The organism is Psychrobacter sp. 28M-43, from assembly GCF_014770435.1.
Lineage (GTDB): Bacteria > Pseudomonadota > Gammaproteobacteria > Pseudomonadales > Moraxellaceae > Psychrobacter.
Genome location: NZ_CP061739.1, coordinates 1978009 through 2003701, shown reverse-complemented (window position 1 = coordinate 2003701; position 25693 = coordinate 1978009). Strand labels below are relative to the sequence as shown.

Below are 25693 nucleotides of genomic sequence, written 5' to 3'. Positions count from 1 at the left end.
CAGTAGCTATCTACTTAAACACCATATAAAAACCCCCAAGCTCAAGTAAGCTTGGGGGTTTATTTTCTGCCATCAAATACTAATTTTATGACAGTATGTCTAAATCAAAGACATCTAGACTGACGAGATTCGCTTATTCAGCCGGTTTGTCGTCTTGATTTAGCTGCACGTACTTGTCAAAGTTTTGAGCGTAATCAGTCAAGTTGTCGCTTAGCATTTGGCGATACTGTTTGACATAAAACTCGACGATATCATCTTTTTCTTTGGCGAAATCATCGCCTTTGACGAAGCCGATAGAGGCAACTGACGCGCTATAACGTGCTGCAGCATACAATAAAGAAGCACCTACTTGACCTGAATGTGCTTCAGGACCTAGTTGGCTGTTTGCGATACCGATGATAGCGTCAGCACGTTGATAGAATGCCTGCATTTCAGGGGTAATTTCGATGTTAGCATCAGTGTTTTGGTCTTGAATATTGTCTTGAGACATAAGCAACTCCTAATAATAAGTGTCAGTAGTTTTTAGTATATAAAAATGGTTGGTAAACGTTTTAAAGTAGTGACTCTTATAAACCAGCGTCTGCTTTTAAGATATCAGCTTTGTCTGTTTTTTCCCACGTAAAGGCAGTCTCTGAACCTGGACGACCAAAGTGTCCAAAGGTAGCAGTCTGCTGATACATTGGCTGTAGTAAGTTCAACATACGGGTAATGCCGTAAGGACGTAGGTCAAAGTGCGTACGAATCAAGCGGATGATTTCATCGTTGCTGATTTTGCTAGTACCAAAGGTATTAACAGAGATAGAAGTCGGCTCAGCGACACCAATCGCGTAGCTGACTTGTACTTCACAGCGCTCAGCAAGGCCTGCTGCTACGATGTTTTTGGCAACATAACGTACCGCGTAAGCAGCACTACGATCTACTTTTGAAGGATCTTTACCACTGAACGCACCGCCACCATGACGTGCCATGCCGCCGTAAGTATCAACAATAATTTTACGACCAGTCAAACCAGCATCACCGACAGGGCCGCCAATCACAAACTTACCAGTTGGGTTGATATGATAGCGTGTGCCAGCGTGCAATAGGTCAGCTGGTAGCACTTGCTTGATGATAGATTCCATCACGGCTTCTTGTAGATCTGACTGCGAGATGCTTGGATCATGCTGTGTTGATAATACAACAGCATCGATGGCGACAGGACGATTGCCATCATACTTCAAAGTTACCTGAGCTTTGGCATCTGGACGTAACCAAGGTAGCTCGCCTGCGCGGCGCAGCTCCGACTGACGCTCCATCAAACGATGGGCATACTCGATAGGCGCTGGCATCAATACTTCTGTCTCATTACTAGCATAACCAAACATTAAGCCTTGGTCGCCTGCACCTTGCTCTTCAGGATCGCTACGATCGACACCTTGCGCGATTTCAGGAGATTGCTTGCCTAGCATGTTGATGACTGCACAAGTCTCGCCATCAAAGCCTAGGTCTGAATGGTGATAGCCAATACCATTTACGGTGTCACGAACCAGACGCTCTAAATCGATATTTGCGGTTGTAGTGATTTCACCTGCAAGTATGACTGCGCCTGTTTTTACTAAGGTTTCGCATGCCACACGTGCGTGCAGATCTTCACGTAAGATAGCGTCAAGGATAGCGTCTGATATTTGGTCAGCCATTTTGTCAGGATGGCCTTCGCTCACAGATTCTGAGGTAAATAAGTTGTATTCACGCATAATGGGATCGCTTAATTGAATCAATAAGGGTAGGAAAAGCAGCACATCTGGGTGTTGCTCTAATTAATTTTGACCACGCATTTACGCGGCAGACAATCGGTATTTCTCAATTTAAAATCGGTTTCGACTAAAATCTTTGCTAATAAATATGACCAAAGGGTGAGCTGACTATCATTTAATCAATATATAAAATGATACTGCCTCGCTCTAATATGGTCTTGGCGGTAACGAGTTGGGTCAGTACTTGCCCTAATAGACAACGCTAATGTGCAGATTGCCTTATCAGAAGCAGGGTAATGGCCAAAATCTCTTAACGCAAAATAGGGTTATTCTACCTTGAAACGTTATAAAACTCTAGTGAGCAACACTTGCTCTACTATAAGAAATGCTCAACAAGCAGTTCACTGCAATCAAAGGTGGTTACTGGATAGCGGTTTAGCTAGCTGAGCAATTAGCTGTAGTAGCATCTGCTTAAAATGAACAATACGTTACAACTCTAAAAATGCAGCTTTATCTTTGAACATGCATTCTTCATAGACAGGGCAAGCGCCGCATTTGGGTGTACGAGCCTGACAGGTATAGCGGCCGTGTAAGATAAGATAATGATGAGCGTCTACAATGAAATCTTCTGGGATGCGCTCGACCAGCTTTTTTTCGACGATGAGTACGGTTTTGCCAGTGGCAAGCCCAGTACGATTGCCCACGCGGAAGATATGCGTGTCAACGGCCATGGTAGGCTGGCCAAAGGCCGTATTTAACACGACGTTGGCAGTTTTACGGCCGACACCTGCCAGTGACTCTAAATCTTTGCGGTTATCAGGAACGGTGCTATCAAATTTCTCAATCAAATCACGGCAAGTTTTGATGACGTTTTTTGCTTTGGCATTATATAGACCAATGTTTTTGATATAGGTTTTTAGACCGTCTTCGCCTAGTGCCAGTATTGACTCAGGTGTATTGGCCACAGGGTACAATTGCTTGGTAGCAATATTGACACTGACATCAGTCGCTTGTGCGGACAAAATTACCGCGATAAGTAACTCAAAATTACTGTCATAATTGAGTTCGGTAACCGGCTCATCAATAGTCGCTGCCAGTTTTTCAAAGAATGGACGCACGTTACGATTGGGCATTCGTCTAGAGGGCGGCGTGTCAGCTGTTTTATGTTTGACCGTTTTACTCATGGCATTTTGACTATTATTTTGATGAATGGTGGTGCCAAATTATATGCTAGCGCTAACATTCATGTTAATGATTAAAGTATCAATTTATTAACGCATTAATTGCGTAATCAGCTATTACCGTTATAACGCTACTTGCAATGACTCAAGCTCGGCTTGTAAGGATTCAAGCTCTGCTTGTTTCTTATCGTTTGCACGAACACTCAATTGCTTTTCCAGTTTTTTGATTTTGGTACGGAGCTTGGCAGCTGCGATGGTGTTTTTCGCTTGCGATTCACTGATGTTTAGAGACTGACTTGCTGCATTATTGAGCTTGGCCTCTACCATACTAACGACAGGTCTACTATTGCTCGTATCGGCAAGCTGTTCTGTGACACGTTTCAAATGGGTATGATAGCGTTGTCTCAGATCTTCTTGCTCTGCTATTCGCTCAGGCTCAGATATTTCTCGCTCAATCGTAACTAAGTCAATGCAATCAACAGGGCAGGGCGCGATACATAGCTCACAGCCCGTGCACAAATCTGTAAAAATCGTATGCATATGTTTGCCAGTACCAACGATAGCATCGACTGGGCAAGCAGGAATGCATTTGGTGCAGCCGATACAGTCATCTTCACGGATAACTGCACGAACCTCGGTCGGACGTTCAGAGGTGGCATCTATTGGCCACTGTGAAGGCACTGCCGTCAGCGTAGTGTTAGGAGTATCTATATCGAGAGTCTGAGCAATCGCATTGGTGACAGGCTGACCACCAGGCACACATTTATTATACGGCTCGCCATCTAATACAATCGCAGCGGCATATGGCAGGCAACCATCTGGGTGCTCACATAGTCCGCACTGCGTCTGTGGCAAACAAGCATCCACGCGTTCAATTTTTGCCTGTATGTCAGCGGGCAAAGTATCAATGTGTAATGCATCGAATAAGATAGGTAGATTAACTAAGCGTATATTGGTGCTACTTTGCATTTAATTAAGGACCTTAATACCAGTCGTAAGAATAGGTATTAGTATAAATAGAGATAAAAGGTTGAGAAAGCGGTCTTTGTAAAACAGTATTTATAAGAGCATTGGCTCTGTTAGTGTTTCACTACTCATGTTAGCGTGTTACTTATTAAAAAATGAAGTTCGAAGTAACACGCTTATCACAGGAGCAGCGATTTTAAAGAGATGAGATTGAAAATACAATGCTATAGCGTAATGTGGTGTTTATAGATAAGGACTGATTATAAATCTATATTTTGTTCTTTAGCCACTTGGTCAATCAAATCGCGAGCGATACTACCCTTTGGCGGGATTCTGGGTAGGTTTGAGAGATCAAAGAAATCAGCATGAGCTAGCTCATCTTCTTGCAAGATAATATCGCCACTAGCATACGATGCACGAAAGCCAAGCATTAAATTAGAGGGAAATGGCCATGGCTGACTACTCACGTAGCGGATATCTGATACGCTGATATTGACCTCTTCTGCGACTTCACGTACTACGGCATGCTCCAGACTCTCTCCAACTTCTACAAACCCTGCGATCAAACCATACATTGGCGGTAGGTTTTGCTGTCCATGACGATGATGGTGAGCCAATAAGATTTGCATTTCATCCGTCACTGGATTTGGCCGAGTAATAGCGGTAATGACGCACGGTTGTACGCGAGGATATTGGCGCAATCGACATACTGGACAAACCATGGCACGTTCGCCTTGGTCAGCATGTACGGTAGGGCTAGCACAGCGACCACAAAACTGCGTATCTGCTTGCCAACTTAATAGCTGTATCGCTTGGCTAATCTGATCTAACAAGGCGACTGGCAAATGAGTCATCAGTTTTCGATAAGGAACAAAAGTGTTACCACTACTCTCAGCGATAATTGGTAGCGTTACGTTATGAGCAACTGCATAGTCATAAGTCATGGCGCTCGTCGCTTGGGCAGTAAAGCTATGAGCCATATTGGCATCAACCGTACGATCTGCATCTTTGTCAGGGCTGCCGTCTAATAACCAATGATTTGGTGCTAGACTCTCGTGCAGCGTTACGTGACCAACCTGATAAGCTTGCTTGCTTAAGTCATTACTATCAGGCGATAGCTGAACTTGTAAAGGCCACCAACCATCTGGCATTTGACGGCATAAGATACTGTCATCACTTAATACAAAAGCATGAGCCATATAAAATTCCAAACATTATAAAGTAAGTCCGCATCGATGTAGACACAGACTGTTTTAGAGTAAAGTATCATCAATTCTATATAAAACAGATATCCATATATGTTGTCAGGCTGGTTCAGCTTAATGACCAGGCTAGTTCAGTCTAATGACCAGGCTAGTTCAGTCTAATGACTGTAGCGCTTTCACGTACCTGACTCGTACCTACATTATCTTGAATTATCTATACGTAAATGAGATGTCATGGTTAAGAGGTAATGACCATGACATAACAATGAGAAAAGTTAGGCAGCAAGTAGATGGCTTAAGCTCTGTTGACCAACATCAAGCGCTTGCTTGCTGACAGGGCGATTATTCTCAAAACCATCTAAGTGATGATCAACCGCCATGATAACATCAGCGATGCAGGCTAACGTACTGTCTTCGATACGTCGTCCGCCTTCGATACGCTTTTCAATGTAGTTGGCTAGCTGACTCAGCATGCTGGCAGGTGTGGCCAACTGTAAGAAACGTACCGCGCCTGCTACTTGACGCATCATCCCAGGTATATTTTGGATATTGAGCATGTCGCGCTCAGGCTCCGCCAAATAATCATTGATGGCTTGCTCAGCACTAGCAATAGCAGTTCGGCTTTCTTGTATCAAGGTATCATTGGCCGTATTAAGCTGATGCAATGAGATATGCGGATTATTCAGTGGTAGATAGATTGCCCCTGGTGTATGCATCTCTGCCATAGCAATGGTGGCGTTCTCTGCATGCATTAGCGCTAGTAGCAAATGATCGAAATCTTCAGGAGAAGGTGCTTGCCAATGGCTCACAGCTTCTGCTGCTTCGCTAAGACTATTGGCCGCGTTGGACAGACCTAATAAACGTAATGCCGAACTCAGTTCAGTCAGCTCTTTAATAATCTGCGCTGTCTGCATGTCAACAGGGTTGATTGAATCGCCACGTGCATAACTATCGACGTGTTCTTTAATGTTATTGATCTGATTTTGAATAATTGTGTTTAACGTATCAGTAAGTTCGCGGTTAGGACCGAATAAAAAGCGCTTCATTTGTTCTAACTGAGCACCTTCTAAATGATTGCTTGCATACTGTTCACGTAATTGCTGCGCTTGCTCGTTATCACGTTGACAGGCAAAGCTCACTAAATCTGCAAAACGGGTATCCATTACTGGCAAATAGCTTTGAAATTGCTGCTCTAAATAAATAAGTGTGTGTTTTTGACTCAGATTTAATGGTAATACTGCTGCGATATCAGTCACGGCAGCAGTCGCCGCTTGCCAAAATAAGCTATCAGTATTTGAGGCAATTAATGCACAAGCTGCACTCATAGCATCAAGCTTTTGCTGATCTGCTGAGTTAATTTTGCCATCTTGATTGAGTAGTGCAATGCCAAGGCCACTACGATACGCGTTGGTCAGCAGCTCTGTGTCTAAATTGAGCGTGCTTAGAGATTCAAAGTTTTGTTCAGGATTGGCAATGATGACGCTACTGCTACCAAATGCAGAAAAATAGTCTGCTGTAATAGGAACTTCTTGACTATGCGCATTAAGCTTGTTGATTACAGGTATGAGTAGAGTAGGCTCTACCGATTCAGTCAAGAGGACAAACTCGACATAGCGATCCAAAGTCATGATAGCTTCTGATAGATCCATGATCAAATCAGTATCATTGTTATCACCATTATCATAAAGTCTCTGTAGACCACCAACAATGGCATCATTCAATGCTTCTGCACCGACCAAAGAAATCAGTTTAAAAATACAAGACAGCTGCTTTAGTACTTCGATAGAGTCTGACAACAAAGGAGCTTGGCTACTATCATCATTGAACTCACCTAGATGAATCTCAGTGTCTTTAAGCGTGGCTATAACCTCATCATGCAGTAAATGGAGTGATGGCAGGTTAAAATCAGTAACACTAAGCGTTGGGGCGGTTAGCTTCATTTGCGCAGACTGGTCCATAAGTATTTTTCCATAATGTACTGATGAGGATAGCAATATTATAAATTTGATTCAGAAAGTATTGGCTAGTGATGTTTTAACGCTTTCTATCATAATAATCAAGAATAAATTATACAAATGTCGGTTCAATAAAAATTCGAACGACGATTATATGCTAGCTTTTAGGGCAGGATAATCTTCTGCCAAAGCAGCATACCAGCTTTGGTCAGTAGTTTCATCCGATGTTGAAGCCAGTAATAAATTCGCTAAATTGGCGAAACTTGCATGAGCGGTTTGTCCGCCATCGGTATCTGTATCTTCTTCGATAGCAAGCGTGACCTGTCCACCAGTCATCGCCAAATAAACTTCGGCTAAAATCTCTGAGTCAAGTAATGCTCCGTGAAAAGTACGGTCTTGCTTGCCAACATCTAGGCGACGCACGAGGGCATCTAGCGTGTTTTTTTGCCCAGGGTATTGCTGCTTAGCCATCGCCAGTGAATCGGTTACCTGCACTCGATTAGCAAAGTCATTCAGACCAACTTTTGCAAACTCCATATTTAAGAAGTTCATATCAAAAGTAGCGTTATGAGCGATAATTTCAGCGCCATCCATAAAGTCGTACAAAGACTGAGCCACTTGATCAAAGGTCGGCTTGTCGGTCAAAAATGCTTCAGAGATACCATGAATACGAATGACTTCGTCATCCATGCCACGCTGTGGATTGATATAAACGTGCAGCTTTTCACCAGTAAACTTACGTCCGACCAGCTCCACAATACCGACCTCGATAATACGATCGCCTTTTAGCGCATCAAGCCCTGTGGTTTCTGTATCCATAATAAGCTGACGATCTGCTTCATGGCGGTGTATCGGCTTTGGTAGTAGCGGCTTGAAATATGGGTTGGCACGGCTAGTATCCCCATCGAACTTAGGGACATCAGATTCTACACTTGGCAACATATCATTGTCGACGGTATCATCTAGGTGCGTTTGAATATCGGGCATAGCTTTGGTACTCGTCGGGTTGTATGTATTGTCTTGATGGCTGTTAGATTCTACAGCAATGTTTTCATTTGTTTGAAGGTTGTCAGATGTGCTCTGAGTATCTTCTCTTAGCGGCTCAGGTTCTAAGAGCTCTTCATCAAACTCATCTTCTATCATATCTAGACCCAATGGATCGAAACTTAGCCAGTCAGCGCTAGACGATTTTTGCAAGGTATCAGTGTTAGCGTCAGTATCAGTATCAATATCAGTCGCTATTGGGTCTTTTTTTTTAGCCGTATCTGCTTCATTAAGCATAGCTGAATGCCCGCTGTTTGAGGTGACACCTAAGTTTGCTAGCTCATCTGCTTTTTCATTACCGGCATGTCCAGCGTGACCCTTGACCCAATGCCAGCTAACATCACGCTGTTGGCAGAGCTTATCCAATTGTTGCCATAGGTCTTGATTGGCGACGGGCTTCTTACTGGCAGTTTTCCAGCCCTTTTTCTTCCAACCCTCAATCCATTCAGTGATGCCTTTTTTGACATAACTGGAGTCAGTCCAAATCTCAAGAGTATGCTCATGCGGGCTATGGGTCAGGGCTTGTATCGCACCCATTAGCTCCATACGGTTATTGGTGGTTTCTTTGTCACCGCCGTACAAATCTTGCGTGCTGCCATCACTAAATATAAGGTGTGCGCCCCAGCCGCCAGCGCCAGGATTACCTTTGCAAGCACCATCAGTATAGGCCACAGTGGTATTTGTTTTAGCAGCCAATGGATCAATTGCGTTGTCTTTATGAGTGTTTGGCATTGAATTACGGTTGTCTGACATAAAAGAGTATGGACCTGATAAGTGGTAAGCATAGGGTAGTACTAGAGCATCTCGTTTATGTTATTCGAACGATGATGATGACGTTGTGAGTATAGCAAATCTATCATAAATATGGGCAGTCGTGACGCACAAAGTCAGAAAACCCTTACGGTAACTTATAACATAATAGTAACGTCCTAGTTTTCTGTTAAAATAGCGAAGCTCGCTGAAAGCCACTGGTTTTTAATAACAGAGCTGTCGTTACTACAAAGATGCCCAAGCGCATTTTTTTTATACAGCTATCTAGTGACATTTTGATAATAGTACACTTAATAAAAGTTTTTAATGCATGATTGCAGGATAACCCCATTATGTCCTTACGCTCGAATTTATTTAATAAGAGACTGACGTATCTGATGCTCAGTGTGACTGCTAGCAGCGCGATTTTTCTGAGTGCTTGTAACGATAATAGCCCTCAAGCGGATACCGAAGTTGCGGCAGATCTGTCTGTCTTTGAGGGTTGTTATACGGTGAGTCAAGATGAGCCTGCTCAGATAAAGGTCAGCCAGCAAGATGACACTTGGGTGATGCAGATGAAAGAACCCGTCACTGCTAAGCGCATCTGGGATACTCCAGAGCCGTTAGAAATAATAGACAATAGCGACATACCGCAGTTTTTCTCTATTGATCCAGACAATGTCGATGCAGTCATTGGTCGTCCTGATCGAGTGCTTGTACTGGCGCACGTCAAACCAGCTTACGCAAATATTGATCCGCTCTTAGATAGTGAGTACTTGTCGTATATTTACCGAGGTGCGAATACGATCTACCGTGTGGAGTGCGATGAGGTGAATACTGATATTCTAGCCAATCCACATGCTAATCTTGTTATCGATAATGTCGACGACAGTATTTAAATAAGCGTTGACGATAGTACTTAGATAAGTATCGACTATAAATACCATTGTTGGTCGATGATATTTGCATAGACAGTATTTTGTTATAAACAGTCATACCATTAGAGTTAAGCGATATGAATTTTTTTAGTTACGTGGTGTTAGGCGGGTTCTCTTATGCAGCTGGTTGGGCGGTAAGGACGTATGTACTAGACAAACAACCGACGCCTGAACAGCCTTATAATTTAAAACATCCTGCGATTTTGGCATATTTGGGTGCATTCTTTATTATCATGTTGATCGTCTCGTGGCTGCTTGGTCGCTATGCACTTGGTCATGCTGCCATTGATTTGCCTTTCATTATTATCAATAGTCTCGTTGCGACCTTCGTCTACTCGTTTGGTCTTAATCCAGAAAAAGCTAATTATGAAGTGCCTGATTAAAATATAGTATTAAATAAACTATAAATAACAAAAGCCACGACCGAAGTATTAATTCAAGGTCGTGGCTTTTTCGATAGTGCAGTTTTTTAATAGCTGAAAGTACTAATATTTATGAGGCTTTCTTCAGATTAGTACCAGTCTCGTCGCTGTCTTTCTCATCAGTACTAGTCTTGTCGTTATCAGTCTTATCCGTATCATTGTTAGATTCTAACTTATCCTTAGTAGCTGATTGTTCCTGCTTCCATTCTTTGTATTTTTGCAGATCTTTTCTGGCCTGCTTCAAACAAAATTTAAGTACTAGCGCATCATCGATATGGCCGATAAACGGAATAGAGTCAGGAATGAGGTCAATTGGATTTAGCACATAGAGCGCACCGATAACGCCAGCTGAAATTGTCTTAAAAGGAATTTTACGGTAGTCACCTTTATAATAGTCTTTGACAAGACTCATAAATAGCATTAAATCATCACTAAACGGCTCAAGGTAGCCGCTGTCCTCTAACTTTTCTTTCAGCTTATCTTCTTTGCCTAGCAAATATTCTAAATTAGAGTCAAGTGACTTGTTTTTATCGGTTTTTTTATTAAACATAATTATTGCCTTTTGTTTTTTGCGATGAATTTGTATTTACAGTAACAAATCTAATCGACCTATATTGTGTGTCTCAGTAGCGAAAAAGTAAATATCGGTAAAGATTAGGCAACCATCAGTGTCAGAAAAGCGTCTACAATATGCTGCCACAAGGTCTAAAAACACAAGTCATAAAAATAAAAGCGATAAGGTAGCAGTAAGATATGGGGATTAAGCGTCAGGCATGGACAGATGATAAAAATAATCGTGCAACTGAAACAACATCTGGGCTAAACCGTCGGCAGTTTCTATGTCGAATCGGTGTGAGTGCAGGCACAGCGGTATTAGCGAGCCAAGGTATTTCTCAAGCGCTGGCAGCCAGCCCTATCGAGTCTGGTCATAGTACGCAGCTGACCAAGGATGATCTGCCAACTTCGTTGTTGAATGATAGCTCATCATCACAAACGTCACAGGAATCACTGACGCAGACAGGTTGTATCACGCCTACGATTGAGACGCGACTTTTTGCCAGCTCCAACGTTGGTGGTAGTGATGAGCGTAATCAGTTGGCATTGGATCGTGTGGCTTGTGCTGGGTTTAAAGTAGAGAATCCTGCGATTACCAATCGTCAGTATTTACGCTTTGCGGGAACGGACTCACAGCGTGCTAGCGATTTTCAAAACCTTGCCACTGGGGCAATAGCCGCGCCAAAACTACTGCTAGGTGTGCGCGGTGGTTACGGTGCCATGCGCATATTGCCTATGGTGGATTGGGCGACGCTAGGACGCATTATGAAGGAGCGCGGCACGATACTCGCAGGATTCAGTGATGTGACGGCTATTCAGTGCGCGCTATTGGCAAAAGGGTCAATGAGCTCGCTTGCCGCGCCAATGCTCTATAGCGAGTTTGGTAAAACTGCGCCTGATAAAGTCAGCTGTCAGCAGTTTGTTGAAGTGCTGACCAATCCCAATCTAACTATCAGCATACAGGATGCTACCTTAACCAGTCAGCAACTCCCTAGCATTTTGACAAGTGCTGAACCGAAAAATATAACTGGTACGATTTGGGGTGGTAACTTAAGTGTCGTATCGGCGCTGGCAGGTAGTGAGTATTTACCGCGTATCGATGGTGGCATTGTGTTTTTAGAAGATGTTGGCGAGCAGGCGTATCGTATTGAGCGCATGTTATATGACTTATATCTCGCAGGTGTCTTTAAAAATCAGCAAGCGATTGTATTTGGGGCATTGTCTGGTGCAGGTGAGGATAGCTATGACAAACGTTATGATGTCGCCACAGTCATTCGCCAACTACATGAACTAACAGGATTACCGATATATAGTGGTATGCCTTTTGGTCATATCGGCAAAAAATACAGTTTTCCGCTGGGAGCAACTTGCCAGCTCATACCTAATACAAATGGCGGCTATCAGTTGGTATTTAACGATTACCCAACTATTGAAGCTGATGCTATCCAAGTAGAAGGCTTGTGGCAGACTGCTTAAACGTTAATCACTGTCCTTTTTAAATAGCCAACCGCGAAAACTTATCTTGATACTCTTTTGGTGTCAGTTCAGTCGCACGTTTAAATAGACGCGTGAAGGAGGAGATATCATCATAACCTACTTGATCGGCAAGCGACTTTATTGATACATCGCCCAACTCAAGTAAGCGTTTGGCTTGTTCAATTCTAACGGCCTGAATATACTCAATCGGTCGCATTGCCACACAGGACTGAAAGCGCCTATTTAAAGTGCGCGGGGTAATATTTACCATAGCGGCTAAACTGCTGACCTGCAAAGAATGTTGAAAGTTCTCTTCGATATACTCTTGGACTTGTTTAATCAAATGATCAGAATGCGGCTTGTGCAAGGTCACATTGGTATAGCTATTCTGACTGCCTCTTTTGCTATCAATAATTTGGGTTTTTGCCACTTGTGTAGAGATCTCTCGTCCGCAGTATCGCTCAATCAATAATAGCCCCAAATCATAAAAGGCGCTGCCACCAGCTGCACAAAATATATTGCCTGACTGGTTTGTTGACTCGCTTCTTGAATGGGTCACAAACTGATTCTCTTGTAGGTCCACCAATGGAAAATCTGCCTTAAACTTATTGGCATAGCCCCAGTGCGTGGTGGCTATCTTATGATCCAATAATCCTGCCTTTGCCAAAAAAAATGCACCGCTACAGTTGCTTGCTATATCGGCCTTGGTATTTGCAAGCCGTACTAAGTGTGGCAGCAGCTCACTGTTTTGCGTCAATACCTTATCAATAGAGTCGCCAATGGTTGGCACAAGCAATAAATCGCACTCTGTCACATCTCGAATATCACAGTGGGCTTGCATGATTAACCGATTACTGCACCTGATATCACCGCCACCCAAGCTTGCGATTTGCACATTGAATCGTGGCTCTACAGACTCATTTGAAAAGCGCTGCCAACTGACCCCCGTGAATGAAAACAAGTCCAATGCGCCAGATAGTACACTACCGAGCACACCATCGAAGCCAAGAATAATCATTTTAAAAGGTTTGAAATAGGGCATAAGTCACACGTTTCCTTTGCTGTACTGACCAAAATAGCCATTACTTGGTTGATTTTAACCAGTTAGATACTCTGTTTGTGTCTTATTTGACCATAATTATGTCATAAATGACAATACGGACAAGTATCAAATTAGACTAATATCAATTGATAACCACATTTAATCAGTTAATGAGAATACTATGGCCGCAGATACCCTCCTAAACGATTTTGAATTACCTTTTCAATTGTATGATGTACTAGGCACAGAATCACTCACCGAGCACGCAAAGTTCTCAGAACATAGCCGCGAGACATTTGATGCTGTATTAGAGACGGCAAATAAGATTGCGACAGATTTATTTTTACCACACAACCATATTGCAGATAAGAACGAGCCGCAGTTCGATGGTAAAAAAGTCAGCATGATAAACGATGTGAAAGTCGCTTTTGATGCGTTCCGTGAGTCTGGCTTTATCGCAGGTCGTTATAGTTTTGAAGACGGCGGCATGCAGTTACCTGAGACGGTTATGACTGCTGTGGCAGGCTACTTTATGGCAGCCAATCCATCAACGACTGCCTATCCATTTTTGACCACTGCGGCAATCAACGTCATCTCGCATTTTGCTAGTGACGATATCAAAGCAGCCTTTATGCCGCGCATGCTGACAGGTGAATTTACTGGCACCATGGCACTGACTGAGCCGCATGCAGGTTCATCGCTTGCTGATATCAAAACTATTGCTGTAAAACAAGATGACGGCTCGTACCGTGTCAAAGGCAGCAAGATTTATATCTCAGCAGGTGATCATGAGCTGTCTGACAATATCGTGCATTTGGTATTGGCCAAAGTGCCAGGTGGCCCAGGTGGCGTCAAAGGTATCTCTTTATTTGCCGTACCTAAGTATCGCTTGAACGATGATATGTCTGTAGGCGAGCGTAATGATGTACATCTGACTGGACTGATTCATAAGCTTGGTTATAGAGGTGCGACTTCTACGGCATTGAGCTTCGGCGATGAAGGCGATTGTCATGGTTATTTGATCGGCGAAGAGCATTTTGGCTTGCGTTATATGTTCAAGATGATGAATGAGGCACGTATCGCAGTTGGTTTTGGTGCTTCTATGATTGGTTATCGCGGCTATCAGTATTCGCTAGATTATGCCAAAGACCGTACACAAGGTCGCATTGCGCCAAATAATAAGCCTGAAGATGATGCAACGGCTATTATTCAGCATGGTGACGTAAAGCGCATGCTATTGGCACAAAAAGCCTATTCTGAAGGTGGCATCTCATTGTGCTTATACGGCTCAAACCTAATTGACCGTATCAATACTTGTGAAGACGAAACATTAAAAAACGAGCTAACCGAACTATTAGATTTGCTAACCCCAGTGCTAAAAGCATGGCCATCTGAATATGGCCCAAAAGCCAATGACTTAGGTATTCAAGTTCTAGGCGGCGCAGGCTATACGCGTGAATATCAGGCTGAGCAGTTTTGGCGTGACAATCGTCTCAATCCTATCCATGAAGGCACAAATGGTGTGCAGGCGCTAGATTTGTCATTCCGCAAGTTATGGCAAAAAGGTGGGTTAGGCATTCAAATCCTAAAACGTGAAATTACACAAGATTTAGAAAGAATCACTACGCCCGAGAGCGCACAACTTGCAGGCAAGCTGATGCCTTATATGGGTCAGTTGCATGAAGTGCTCGTGCATTTGGGCAAAGTACTGCAGACAGAAGAAGCGCTGACATTGACTGGTAATGCTCAAGCACTAATGAATATTTTTGCCTCAATTGTACTGAGCTGGATTTGGATTCGCCAAGCCAGTAAAGCCGAGCAGCTACTAAGTACGACGCAAGATGTCGAGCAGCAGAACTTCTACAAAGGCAAGATACAAGCGGCCAAATACTTCATCGATTGGGAACTACCATTAGTTAAACGCGACATCGAATTATTAACCAACACCAACTCGGTTTGCACTGATATGCAAGCGGACTGGTTCTAAGGACAACTCTAAGGAAAGAGACATGACAACGATAAACAAACAATGGCGCCTAAAAGCAAGACCAGTAGGCGAGCCAAGCGCTGAAACTTGGGATTATACCGAGACAGAAATACCGACGATTACCGATGGTCAGCTACTGATTAAGGTTGAATACATCTCTATCGATCCGGCGATGCGTGGTTGGTTGAACGATGCCAAATCTTATATCGCGCCAGTACAAATTGGTGAAGTTATGCGCGCCGGTACTGTGGGTGAAGTGATTGAAAGTAAGCATGAGAAATTTGCAGTAGGTGACTATGTCGCAGGTCACGATGGCGTGCAATCCTATGCCGTCAGTGATGGCACAGGTCTACATAAAGTTGATCCAAATCTAGCGCCGCTGTCTTATTACTTAGGCGTACTCGGTATGCCAGGGATGACAGGGTATTTCGGTCTCCTAAAAACGGGTCAGCCAAAAGCAGGCGAAACGGTAGTGGTATCAGGAGCTGCTGGTGCGGTTGGTAGCTTGGTTGGTCAGATTGCCAAAATTAAAGGCTGCCGTGTCGTTGGTATCGCGGGCGGTGCTGAGAAATGCAAGTTCTTGGTCGATGAGCTTGGGTTTGATGCGACGATTGATTACAAAAACGAAGATGTGAAAAAAGCCCTAAAGAAAACCTGTCCAGACGGCGTCGATGTGTACTTTGACAACGTAGGCGGTGATATCTTAAATGACGTGCTTACCCAGATTAATCTACATGCGCGTATCGTTATTTGCGGGGCTATCAGCCAATATAACAACACCACAGCAGTAAAAGGCCCATCGAACTATTTATCATTATTGGTCAATCGTGCTCGCATGGAAGGCATCGTAGTATTCGATAATATCAAAGAATATCCAATCGCTATGAAAGAGATTGCTGGCTGGATTCAGTCAGGTGATATGAAAGTAAAAGACCATATCGTTGAAGGTATCGAGACGTTCCCTGATACTTTGATGATGCTCTTTAACGGTGAAAATTTCGGCAAACTAGTACTTAAGGTAGAGGGATAGATCATGACACTGAATACAAATGGAATTGCATCAGATGTAGCTGGCAAACGAATTTTGATCACGGGCGGTGCATCAGGCATCGGTGCAGCAAGTGCGTTGTTGCTAGCCAGTCGCGGCGCAAAAGTCGTCATTGGTGATATGGCAGAAGAAATGGGCGAAGCGGTTGCCAAACAAGGTCAAGATGCTGGCAACAGTATCGTCTTCAAAAAAGTGGACGTGACCAGTGGTGATGAAGTGCGTGCGTTGTTTGATTTTGCAGTAGAAACGCTTGGTGGCCTAGATGTTGTGGTAAACAATGCTGGTATCGATCACAAGCCTTCGCCAATGCACGAGCTAAGCGATGACGACTTTGATCGTAATATCGCCGTGAATTTAAAAGGCGTTTGGCACTGTATGCGTGCTGCGGTAAATTGTATGATACCTAATGGCGGTGGTCATGTGATCAACGTCGCCTCTATTGCAGGTTTGCGTTCAGCGCCTATGATTTCAGCCTATAGTGCGGCTAAACATGGGGTCATGGGTCTGACCAAGTCTGCCGCCCATGAGTATGCTCGCGCCAATATTCGTTTTAACGCTGTATGCCCAAGCTTCATTGATACGCCAATGGTTCGCAATACTATGGCAACCATGGATGAGCGTACGCAGCAAGCAACGATAAAGGCCAGTCCACTGCGCCGCCTAGGAAACGTCAGTGAAATCTCTAGTGCTATTGCGTGGCTTGCCAGTGATGAAAGCAGCTTTATGAATGGTCATGCCTTCACCTTAGATGGTGGTATGCTAGCGTAACCGTAATAGTTGAGCGCTCTTTGTTCAGTTCATTAGTGCTCGATAATCGCTGTTAGTTATGACAGCGATTATCTGCGTTCAGTTATCTGATTTTAGATACATGAATTTAGCGCTCAAAAATTATCGAAAATATAAAGTTTATAAAAATATAAGGAATAATGATGAAAGATTTATTTGATTTAACCGGTAAGGTTGCTCTAGTAACTGGTGCTAGCCGTGGTATTGGTGAGTCTATTGCCCGTCTATTGGCATCAAGAGGCGCACACGTTATCGTATCTAGCCGCAAAATCGATGCTTGCCAAGCAGTCGCTGATAGCATCAAAGCTGACGGTCATAAGGCTAGTGCTTTTGCTTGTCACGTAGGAGACATGGAGCAAATTGACGCAATTTTTGAGCATATCAAAAGTGAGTTTGGTCAAATCGATATCTTAGTCAATAACGCTGCAGCCAACCCTTACTATGGCCATATCTTGGATACGGATTTAGCCGCCTTTGATAAAACGGTTGAAGTTAATATCCGTGGTTACTTCTTTATGTCGACGGCCGCTGGCAAAATGATGAAAGAGCAGGGTGGCGGTGTCATCTTGAATACCGCATCGGTTAACGGCTTAGTAGCAGGCGATAAGCAAGGTATCTACTCAATTACCAAAGCGGCAGTCATTAGCATGACCAAAGCATTTGCTAAAGAATGTGGCCCACTTAACATCCGTGTTAATGCGCTATTGCCAGGTTTGACGGATACTAAGTTTGCCTCTGCATTGACGACCAATGATAAAGTCTTAAAAATGGCGCTACACTCAATTCCGCTAGGACGTGTGGCTGAACCTGATGAAATGGCTGGTACGGTATTGTATCTAGTGTCGGATGCCTCAAGCTATACCACAGGCGCGACTATCGTTGTCGATGGTGGCATGCTAGCTTAATTAGATAATCTATATAGTCATTCCACTATAAAAAGTATTACAGCGTTAACCTCGCTTGAAGTATTACATATACATCTACACTCGGTTGCCTTGTACTACTTTTAAATTGAATCGACTATAAGACATAGGTTAGATAAGAAAGTAATTGTTTAAAACTGCATGAGACTCAAGAACCGCATGAATAATTATTTCATGCGGTTTTTTTGATTTGGGTTTTTGATGGAGTGTCTAAGTAATCTTGGTTTTGCACTATCGAATAAATTGCTAATTTTAAATGAGCATCAGCTGTATAGTGGCATAATAAATATGCTAATAGCTACTTGGACAATATGATGGAGTCACGCATGGATTCAATTATCCACAATAAAATAAATACGATTTCTCAAAATAAAACATGGCTGTTTGTGCCAGCGACTCGCATCGATAGAGTAGCGAAAGCCTTTGCTAGTGGTGCAGATGCGGTTATTGTGGATTTAGAGGATGCCGTTGCGCCAGAGGATAAAGCATCCGCACGCGAAGCATTACAACAATATTATGATAGTGCAGATTATCAGCCAATTTGGGTGCGTATTAATAAGGCAGGTAGCGAAGAATTTTTCAAAGACATCGTGCTTTGTCAGAAGATGCCTAATTTGGCTGGCGTGTTATTGGCTAAAGCCGAGCAAATAGATGATATAGAAAGCGTGCATCAGCTTACCAATTTACCTGTGATTGCACTGATTGAGAGTGCGATTGGATTATATCAAATCGATAGTATGGCAAAAGCAGTCGGGCTAGCCGCGTTTAGTTATGGATTTTTAGATCTGTGCAATGATTTGCAAGTACAAGTAGGAACGCCTGCCGCAGATATCATCGCCAATCAAATTCGCTATCAACTAATCCTGACGTCAAAAGTGCACCAATTATCGCCACCCATCGATACCATTTATCCTGACTTCAACAATGAAGTTGGACTGAGCGAGCGAGTACAGCTATGGTCACAAATGGGGATGTCAGGAATGCTATGTATCCATCCCAAGCAAGTGGCAGTTGTCCAACAAACATTGCAACCAACAGATGAGGCCTTGTTATTTGCACAGCGTGTGATTGAAGAATATAAGCGGAGCGGGCAGGCAGTATTCAAAATAGATGGCGAGATGGTAGATGCGCCAGTGATTGAGCGCAGTCGTCAACTGTTGGCAAAGTAGCAGACCAATCCATATTCAGTTAAATATAAGCAGTCGGTTCAATATAATTTGGATACTAGGGCGTGTCCTCAATTCAATCGATAGTTATCTAAATGGGTTAAAAATGGCTAAATCTTGCCAAATGGCGTCAAATAGCTGACTAATATCTCGATATTATCTGCGCTATTTTCCTTGTTTGACTGCGATTTATCTCATTTTTATCACCATTTTTAAAACGAGGACACGCCCTAGAAAGCCGAGTAGAAGTATTACAAGCAGTATACTAAGCGAGACTGACACCGTACCTAATTTATATAGGATTGACTATATAATGCTTTATCATAAACCATATCTATTCATATTCGATAAAAGCAAACTATGATTTTCATTAATAATAATATTAGCCTCAATGATAATGAGGTAGAGATCAGCGCCATACGAGCGCAAGGCGCAGGTGGGCAGAATGTCAACAAAGTATCTTCTGCCATTCACCTGCGTTTTAATATCAACAACTCAAGTCTGAGCGATGAGTACAAGCAGCGACTGCTAAATAGCAAAGATAGCCGAATAACCAAGGAAGGCGTGCTAATTATCAAGGCGCAGCAGTTTCGAACGCAAGAGCGCAATAAAATAGATGCGCTTGAACGTTTGCAAAGTTTTATTGCCAAAGCCACTCACGTGAATAAAACGAGAAGGCCTACCAAGCCAAGCAGAAATGCCAAACGTAAACGGGTGGATAAAAAGACCCAGCGCGGTAAGACAAAGGCTTTGCGCGGTAAAGTGGATTTTTAGAGAGTTTCTGATATTAGGTTTTGTCGTTGAGAAGTTGTGCAGTAGAAAACTTATAGAGCAAAAGCTGTAATAGGCTATGAGGTTTTTTTGAATTTAGAATGGTATAGGCGATTAATTATCACCTATACCATTACTCTATATTAAATACTTATTTAGAATGCACCATTAAGTCCAACAAATAGGCTGGTTGAGTCATCGTCATTACCTTGTGAATGTGTGACACCAGCGTTGGCATTCAATAGACCAAAGCTTCTAGATAGGCCAAGTGTCATAGCAACGTTATCATCATCAGTTTCGACCATAGGCGTCTCAAAGCTGATATTTGGTAGCGTATTCAAACGTGCGGTTACTGCTTCGCGATTATCACTCAGCTGCTTTTGGTAATGAATATCACCAAATAAGTTAAGGTTCTCCATCAAGCTATGATTGGCTTTGAGACCAAGCTTGCCATATGTCGTAGAGTATTTCTGCTCATCGAACTGCATAGCAATGCCAGACATCTCTTTTTCTTTGAGTCCGTCAATTTTTACGCGGCTCGCTGTTGCACCGATATAAGGCGTGACAGCAATATTGCTCACTTGCATCGGATAGCCTGCCTGCAAGTTGGCATAAAAGCGCTTGCCATCAGCATTTGACTTAAACTGCTGTTGGTTACTGCCTAGTGTCACAGCACGTGTGACATCGACATCCATGTTGCCAAATCCTGCAGCACCATTGATCTGTAAACCACCAAATTTGTTGCTGTGATAGACACCAAAACCAACTTCTCCCAGATCAATATCACTCAAACCTGTGCCAACGTCTGAGTTTTCAAAGTCTTTCTGAGTGATGTTGCCGTATAAGCCTGTCACTGCATTTGCTGAGTTAGGATGAGCAAAATCCACACCAAGCAATACTTGAGTATTATTATCACCATCAAACCCTGCAATTTCTTGATTGGCCACTTCACCGACGGCCCATAGTGTACGAGCAGGTTTTTGCTCACTGCTTTGAATTTGATTGATGTGTGACTGTAAGCGCTCATTGGTTGCAAGTCCGGTTGTCGTTGCAATATGAGGCAGTACACCGATTAAGCTAGGCGCAGTGACAACAGCATTTGCATAGTCGGCGATCATTTGATGCGCTTGACCGGTCGGGTGAATGCCATCAGCGAAAAAGTAGGTTTCGTTGGCATTTGTTTCTACAAGAGTATCACGGCCGCAAGTGAGAGAGCTGGCATCTCCACAAGCCTCATCGGTGACATTAGTAAAACCATACTGAGTAGGTGACGAAATTATCGCTTTTGATAAGCTAAACACATCGAGCGGTATGATATTTGCCCCAGTACCTGCGACGCCACTAAGCATAAACTGATTGTAGAGACTGGCTGCACCAGTTGCAGATGCTTGGGCTGTCAACGCATCTATAAGATCTTGACCTTCAAGACCAGGGTCTGGAGTGAATCTAGGGGTTAGACCGACATCAGGGATATTAGGTACCAAGATATATTTGGCACCATTGTCCTTTAGTGCTTTAATCGTTTCGGTTTGGCTAGCTACTGCACCTAGTATGGTCGCTTGGGCACTAGCAGGATTTTCAGCTTCACCTGCAGCAAGCAGGTCATTTGCCCCTGCCCATACGACATAGAGTCCGTTAGGGTCTACTGTGTTATTAGCGAGATAACTATCAACTTGGCTATTGGCAGAAGCAATAGGAATACCACCAGGGAAAAGCGCTTCTTCGCCTGCTCTTGCACCGCCGATAGCGTAGTTGTTACCAGTTTGATTTCCAAGATAGACAACGGGAACAGCTGTGGTACCTAGCTGCTCAGCGAATGAGGTTGCCCAGGTGTTGTCAGGGTTGGTGGTAAACTGAGCAGGACCTGGTACAACTTGACTAAAATAGCCCCCATCGGTCAGGCTGTCACCGAAAAAGGTGACACTGTCATAAGCATTTGCGTGAGAAATACCAGCGATAGATAGGCTGATAGCAAGCATGCTTTTGGTAAAAGTTTTAAGAGTGGTATGGCTAATTTTAGAACGTGAGGTATTACGAGGCATAGCGACTTCCTTGTCATCAATGTAATAGTTTGTCAATCGAGTGTAACCACTTTTTAGAAAGCTAGCAATCGTTTTGATTGCAAAATTGCAAGAATATTGCCTTATTTAAACAAGTTTTTAGAGCATAAAAAAGGGAGAGTAAGTATTAAAAAATCATACTGTCTCGCTCACATAATATTTTGTTTCCTTCTATGTAATTATGCTGTAAGCAACTGATTTTTATTAAGTTGTTTTTATTAAAAAGTATAAGACTTATCTATTGATATTGCTTGTTTAACCCAAGTAACTGCCCAATTATATATAGTATAAACTCAGCACTCCATAATAAGATAATCAGGCCAAATGCGTATACAGATGTCACTGGCAGCAAGAGCAAAGTATAGTTAGGAGTATCAATACTATAGAGACTGGAATTAAGCTTGTTTTTGTGGACGCAATAATAAGGCAAGTCCAAGCGCTACAAAAGCTGCGATACCAGATATCATATAACTAATACTAAAGTCACCAGTGACTTCTGCGAGATAGCCTGCTGCCACTGGCCCGAGAGCCTGTCCACCTGAAAAAGCAAAAGTCAGCGCTGCGAGTGCACTTGCCGCCGCCGCAGGACCGAAATAATCGCCTGCAGAAGCTGCCATAATGACAGGCACACTCCACACTACTAAACCAAACAAGATAATGGACAAATATAGTCCCAAACTCCAATCAGTCAGTCCGACTAGCAGATAAGCGATGGCTAGAAAGAAAAAAGCCAGCGCCAGACCAAGGCGTCTACCAATATGGTCAGAAATCCAGCCAAATAACATCCCTGAAAACATGCTAAGCAGTCCAATCCATGCCCAAACACTACCAGCAGCTGCTTCACTTAATTGATACGAGCCAACCATGCTGGTCACGATGAAGGTAACGTAAACCATATAAGTAGCACCATAAATAGCAAAGATGACACCTAAATGTACGAGCAGCTTAATATTGCTACGTTCTAGCTTTTTCTTATTTTTAACAGGTAAGGTAGGTGCGCGCCCAAAAGGGCTTTGGCTGACATCGTCTGGATGATTGCGAATCAAAGCGAAAGTAAGCCAAGCCACCGCAATATTAATCACGGCAAAAATTAGCCAACCTGTCTGCCAAGACAGTAGAGTAGAGATAGGTAAGAGTTTGGGTACGACAAAGCCCGATAAAATGATACCAAATCCAGGCCCAGCCATGACCAGTCCTAGAGCAAGCCCGCGGTGTGAAGGAAAAAACCAATGCGACATGACGCTCATCATTGGTAAGACTACGCCGCCGCTACCAATACCCGTCAGCACATAGAGTGCGCAAAGTATTGGAAAACTGGTGGTAAAAGCCATACCAAGCATAGAGACTGTAATCAAGAGAAGGCTTGCCGTCGCAGTCGTTCGAGTACCCAACCGAGGCAGCATAAAATGGCTTAAAAGCACCGCAACGAGATATCCTATTAGGTTAGTGAATCCCAAGATTCCGCTTTGAGTATAATTTAATCCTAAAGAGGATGACATGGATGGCAGTAACATGCCAAATGCGAATCGTCCCAATCCTAGTCCGCAGAACATTGCTACAGAGCCTGTTGCAGCAACGATCCAAGCGTAATGTAATCTGCCTAGCTTAAGAGGCGCAGTGTTATCATGATTTCTTTGATCTGGACTGTCTTGTTGAGTCATTCCATCAGGCATCACGAATCTCCAACAAGTTGAAAATTCGCAATATATATCGTCACTAAATTTAAATCGTAGGCAATGACTTCCTTGTTTTGAATAGTATCCATTTCACACCCATCCTTTTGTGCTTAATCCCTATCAGTCCTTTATTAAATATACTTATAGCCTAAGCATACTTATGTCCAATAAAATTAGTATAACTGTAGCTGAACGTTCGTTCAATGAGTATCTAAGCAATCATCGTTATGATTCATAGGCTACAGTGTTGTATTCACGCATAAAGAAAATGCCAGCCCATTTATATGGCTGGCATTCTGCTTATTGTTCTCTGACGATTCCTTCCCGACTGCTATTTTTTGGCTATCCTTCAATATAGGCTTATTAGCTAGCCAAGTCGCTTACTCAATTCAGGAAAACGTTTGATCATAAATAGCATTAAGAATAATGCCACAACTGCGATAGCCGCACCTGTGTACCCTACGCTAGATAGTGAAATGTGCGTGACGGCATAACCACCAAATAGCGCACCCGTACCAATTCCTAAATTAATAATACCTGAGAACATCGACATCAGCATGTCTTGCGCATTGACATCGACCATGATGACTTTGGCCTGCATTGAGATAATAAGTAGCATGAGTGCCGCGCCCCACAGTAAGGCGATAAAGCTGAGCGCCCATACAGAGGTCACTGCTAGCAACAGCGCAAGCATAGACACGAGCATCAGTATGGTCGATATTAGCATCAATCTGGTATTGAACCGATCGCCCCACCGACTGAAAATAACACTGCCTACAATTCCAGCTGCACCGAATAATAACAGTACAAAAGTTGCAGCGTTTTCACTGATATTACCGACTTGGCGCATGAATGGTTCTATATAAGAATAAGCCGTATAGTGCGCTGTAAAGACCAATAAGATAAGCAGGTACAGACAGACCAATAAGGGATTTTTGAGGAGTTCTGGAATCTTTCTAAAAGACCCTTCAAACATACTAGGTAGCGTTGGTAAGAGTCTCGCTTGTAGAATAAATACAATTAAGGCAATGACGCCAATACCGCCAAATGTAGCCCGCCAACCAAACCATTGTCCGACTAAACGGCCCAGTGGTACACCCAGTACCATTGCTAACGACGTACCCGTCGCCAGTACGCTAAGCGCCATGGCTTTTTTGCCTTCAGGTGCGACGCGTATCGCGATAGCAGCTGTGATCGACCAAAATATCGCATGCGATAAAGCAATCCCCACTCGACTAATGAGCAGCACATCAAAGCTCCATGCAAATACGGAAAGTACGTGACTGGCAATAAATACGGCAAAAAGCCCCAAGAGCAAGCGCTTGCGCTCAAATCGACTGGTCAATAGCATTAGTGGCAATGACATTGCTGCGACAATCCAAGCATAGAGTGTCAACATCCAGCCAGTCTCTGCCGCCGTAATAGAGAAGTCTTGGGCAATATCGCTCAACAGGGCCACAGGGACAAATTCTGTGGTGTTCATAATAAAGGCACTAACGCCCATCAAAAATACTTGAAAATACTGAGTTCGGCGAGCGTTTGAGCTGGCCTCAAGGTTATGTGTCATAAAATCCAATACAGATGCGAATACTACGTGTGATAGGTCAAAGTGGGGCAGGCTTAATTAGAATACAAGGTTTGCGAGGCAAGATAGCAAGCTAACATCAATCGTGAAAGGTGTTTTTTGATAAGGATTGTTAATTGGACGTTTATTGAGGATACTTGAGTAATATGAAACTATCGTTAATCATATTTAATGCGTTGGGATACTTGCTAATGACTAAACTACAATTCATTTAAAGAAAAGCGACACCAGTTGTCGTAGAAGGTTTTAAACAGCTTTATTTTTATGTGAGCTTATACTATAGTTATTAGGTCAGGCAAAATGACATGAGATAAAAACCAGTTAACCCTCGGAGCGCAACGCTTCACTTCTTAACTAAGTTTTTGAAACGCTATTTTAGCGAAGTCTTTCTAGTAGTGTTATTTACGTTTAGTCCTAAACTTCT

General features: G+C 43.2%; 21 protein-coding genes. 9 read left to right on the top strand and 12 right to left on the bottom strand.

Annotated elements, in window-relative coordinates:
- Positions 1 to 133: 133 nt before the first annotated feature.
- The 7 genes from IEE84_RS08315 to dnaQ form a co-directional block, all read right to left on the bottom strand.
- Positions 134 to 490 carry a DUF3144 domain-containing protein gene (locus IEE84_RS08315; RefSeq protein ID WP_191113836.1) on the bottom strand — a complete coding sequence of 119 codons (357 nt, stop codon included), beginning with the start codon at positions 488 to 490 and terminating at the stop codon, positions 134 to 136.
- A gap of 76 nt (positions 491 to 566) precedes the next feature.
- Entirely contained in the window at positions 567 to 1733 is a 1167-nt protein-coding gene (gene metK, locus IEE84_RS08310) for a methionine adenosyltransferase (RefSeq protein WP_057760687.1), read from the bottom strand.
- Positions 1734 to 2221: 488 nt separating this feature from the next.
- Entirely contained in the window at positions 2222 to 2917 is a 696-nt protein-coding gene (gene nth / locus IEE84_RS08305) for an endonuclease III (protein WP_191113835.1), read from the bottom strand.
- A 120-nt stretch (positions 2918 to 3037) separates the two neighbouring features.
- The gene (locus tag IEE84_RS08300) at positions 3038 to 3883 is read right to left on the bottom strand and encodes an RnfABCDGE type electron transport complex subunit B (RefSeq protein ID WP_191113834.1); all 846 of its coding nucleotides are present in this window, start codon (positions 3881 to 3883) and stop codon (positions 3038 to 3040) included.
- Positions 3884 to 4140: 257 nt separating this feature from the next.
- On the bottom strand, positions 4141 to 5079 hold the full coding sequence (nudC, locus tag IEE84_RS08295) for an NAD(+) diphosphatase (protein ID WP_191113833.1): 939 nt from the start codon (positions 5077 to 5079) through the stop codon (positions 4141 to 4143).
- Between the two features lie 281 nt (positions 5080 to 5360).
- On the bottom strand, positions 5361 to 7043 hold the full coding sequence (locus IEE84_RS08290; RefSeq protein ID WP_191113832.1) for a hypothetical protein: 1683 nt from the start codon (positions 7041 to 7043) through the stop codon (positions 5361 to 5363).
- Between the two features lie 147 nt (positions 7044 to 7190).
- Positions 7191 to 8837, bottom strand: a complete 1647-nt coding sequence (dnaQ, locus tag IEE84_RS08285) for a DNA polymerase III subunit epsilon (RefSeq protein ID WP_191113831.1) — start codon at positions 8835 to 8837, stop codon at positions 7191 to 7193.
- A 350-nt stretch (positions 8838 to 9187) separates the two neighbouring features.
- Between dnaQ and IEE84_RS08280 the strand changes: the two genes are divergently transcribed.
- Together IEE84_RS08280 and IEE84_RS08275 are read left to right on the top strand one after the other, a co-directional pair.
- Positions 9188 to 9733, top strand: coding sequence for a hypothetical protein (locus IEE84_RS08280; protein ID WP_224737714.1), 546 nt, complete (start codon positions 9188 to 9190; stop codon positions 9731 to 9733).
- 116 nt (positions 9734 to 9849) lie between these two features.
- Complete coding sequence (locus IEE84_RS08275; RefSeq protein ID WP_114700242.1) at positions 9850 to 10155, top strand: hypothetical protein; 306 nt, start codon at positions 9850 to 9852, stop codon at positions 10153 to 10155.
- Positions 10156 to 10264: 109 nt separating this feature from the next.
- On the opposite strand, the gene IEE84_RS08270 is transcribed toward IEE84_RS08275, so the two are convergent.
- Positions 10265 to 10744, bottom strand: a complete 480-nt coding sequence (locus IEE84_RS08270) for a YkvA family protein (protein ID WP_165597862.1) — start codon at positions 10742 to 10744, stop codon at positions 10265 to 10267.
- 203 nt (positions 10745 to 10947) lie between these two features.
- Here IEE84_RS08270 and IEE84_RS08265 point away from each other — a divergent pair, with 203 nt between their 5' ends.
- A complete protein-coding gene (locus tag IEE84_RS08265; protein WP_191113830.1) occupies positions 10948 to 12225 on the top strand; it encodes an LD-carboxypeptidase in 1278 nt (425 codons plus the stop codon).
- Between the two features lie 19 nt (positions 12226 to 12244).
- Here the strand turns inward: IEE84_RS08265 and IEE84_RS08260 are convergent, their stop codons facing one another.
- The gene (locus IEE84_RS08260) at positions 12245 to 13267 is read right to left on the bottom strand and encodes a GlxA family transcriptional regulator (protein WP_114700239.1); all 1023 of its coding nucleotides are present in this window, start codon (positions 13265 to 13267) and stop codon (positions 12245 to 12247) included.
- 181 nt (positions 13268 to 13448) lie between these two features.
- Here IEE84_RS08260 and IEE84_RS08255 point away from each other — a divergent pair, with 181 nt between their 5' ends.
- The 6 genes from IEE84_RS08255 to arfB all read left to right on the top strand — a co-directional run bounded on the left by IEE84_RS08255 (position 13449) and on the right by arfB (position 19951).
- Positions 13449 to 15254, top strand: a complete 1806-nt coding sequence (locus IEE84_RS08255) for an acyl-CoA dehydrogenase family protein (RefSeq protein ID WP_191113829.1) — start codon at positions 13449 to 13451, stop codon at positions 15252 to 15254.
- A 22-nt stretch (positions 15255 to 15276) separates the two neighbouring features.
- Entirely contained in the window at positions 15277 to 16284 is a 1008-nt protein-coding gene (locus IEE84_RS08250; protein WP_191113828.1) for an NADP-dependent oxidoreductase, read from the top strand.
- A 3-nt stretch (positions 16285 to 16287) separates the two neighbouring features.
- Positions 16288 to 17070: an SDR family NAD(P)-dependent oxidoreductase gene (locus tag IEE84_RS08245; RefSeq protein ID WP_102078818.1), complete on the top strand. Its 783-nt coding sequence runs from the start codon at positions 16288 to 16290 to the stop codon at positions 17068 to 17070.
- Positions 17071 to 17228: 158 nt separating this feature from the next.
- Positions 17229 to 17993, top strand: coding sequence for an SDR family oxidoreductase (locus IEE84_RS08240; RefSeq protein WP_197707707.1), 765 nt, complete (start codon positions 17229 to 17231; stop codon positions 17991 to 17993).
- Positions 17994 to 18337: 344 nt separating this feature from the next.
- Positions 18338 to 19180 carry an HpcH/HpaI aldolase/citrate lyase family protein gene (locus IEE84_RS08235; RefSeq protein ID WP_191113827.1) on the top strand — a complete coding sequence of 281 codons (843 nt, stop codon included), beginning with the start codon at positions 18338 to 18340 and terminating at the stop codon, positions 19178 to 19180.
- Positions 19181 to 19537: 357 nt separating this feature from the next.
- Entirely contained in the window at positions 19538 to 19951 is a 414-nt protein-coding gene (arfB, locus tag IEE84_RS08230) for an alternative ribosome rescue aminoacyl-tRNA hydrolase ArfB (protein ID WP_191113826.1), read from the top strand.
- Between the two features lie 152 nt (positions 19952 to 20103).
- On the opposite strand, the gene IEE84_RS08225 is transcribed toward arfB, so the two are convergent.
- From IEE84_RS08225 to IEE84_RS08215, 3 genes are all read right to left on the bottom strand, one after another.
- Complete coding sequence (locus IEE84_RS08225) at positions 20104 to 21990, bottom strand: autotransporter domain-containing protein (protein WP_191113825.1); 1887 nt, start codon at positions 21988 to 21990, stop codon at positions 20104 to 20106.
- 413 nt (positions 21991 to 22403) lie between these two features.
- A complete protein-coding gene (locus IEE84_RS08220) occupies positions 22404 to 23681 on the bottom strand; it encodes a YbfB/YjiJ family MFS transporter (protein WP_191113824.1) in 1278 nt (425 codons plus the stop codon).
- Positions 23682 to 24051: 370 nt separating this feature from the next.
- Positions 24052 to 25251 carry a sugar transporter gene (locus tag IEE84_RS08215; RefSeq protein WP_191113823.1) on the bottom strand — a complete coding sequence of 400 codons (1200 nt, stop codon included), beginning with the start codon at positions 25249 to 25251 and terminating at the stop codon, positions 24052 to 24054.
- Positions 25252 to 25693 lie beyond the last annotated feature (442 nt).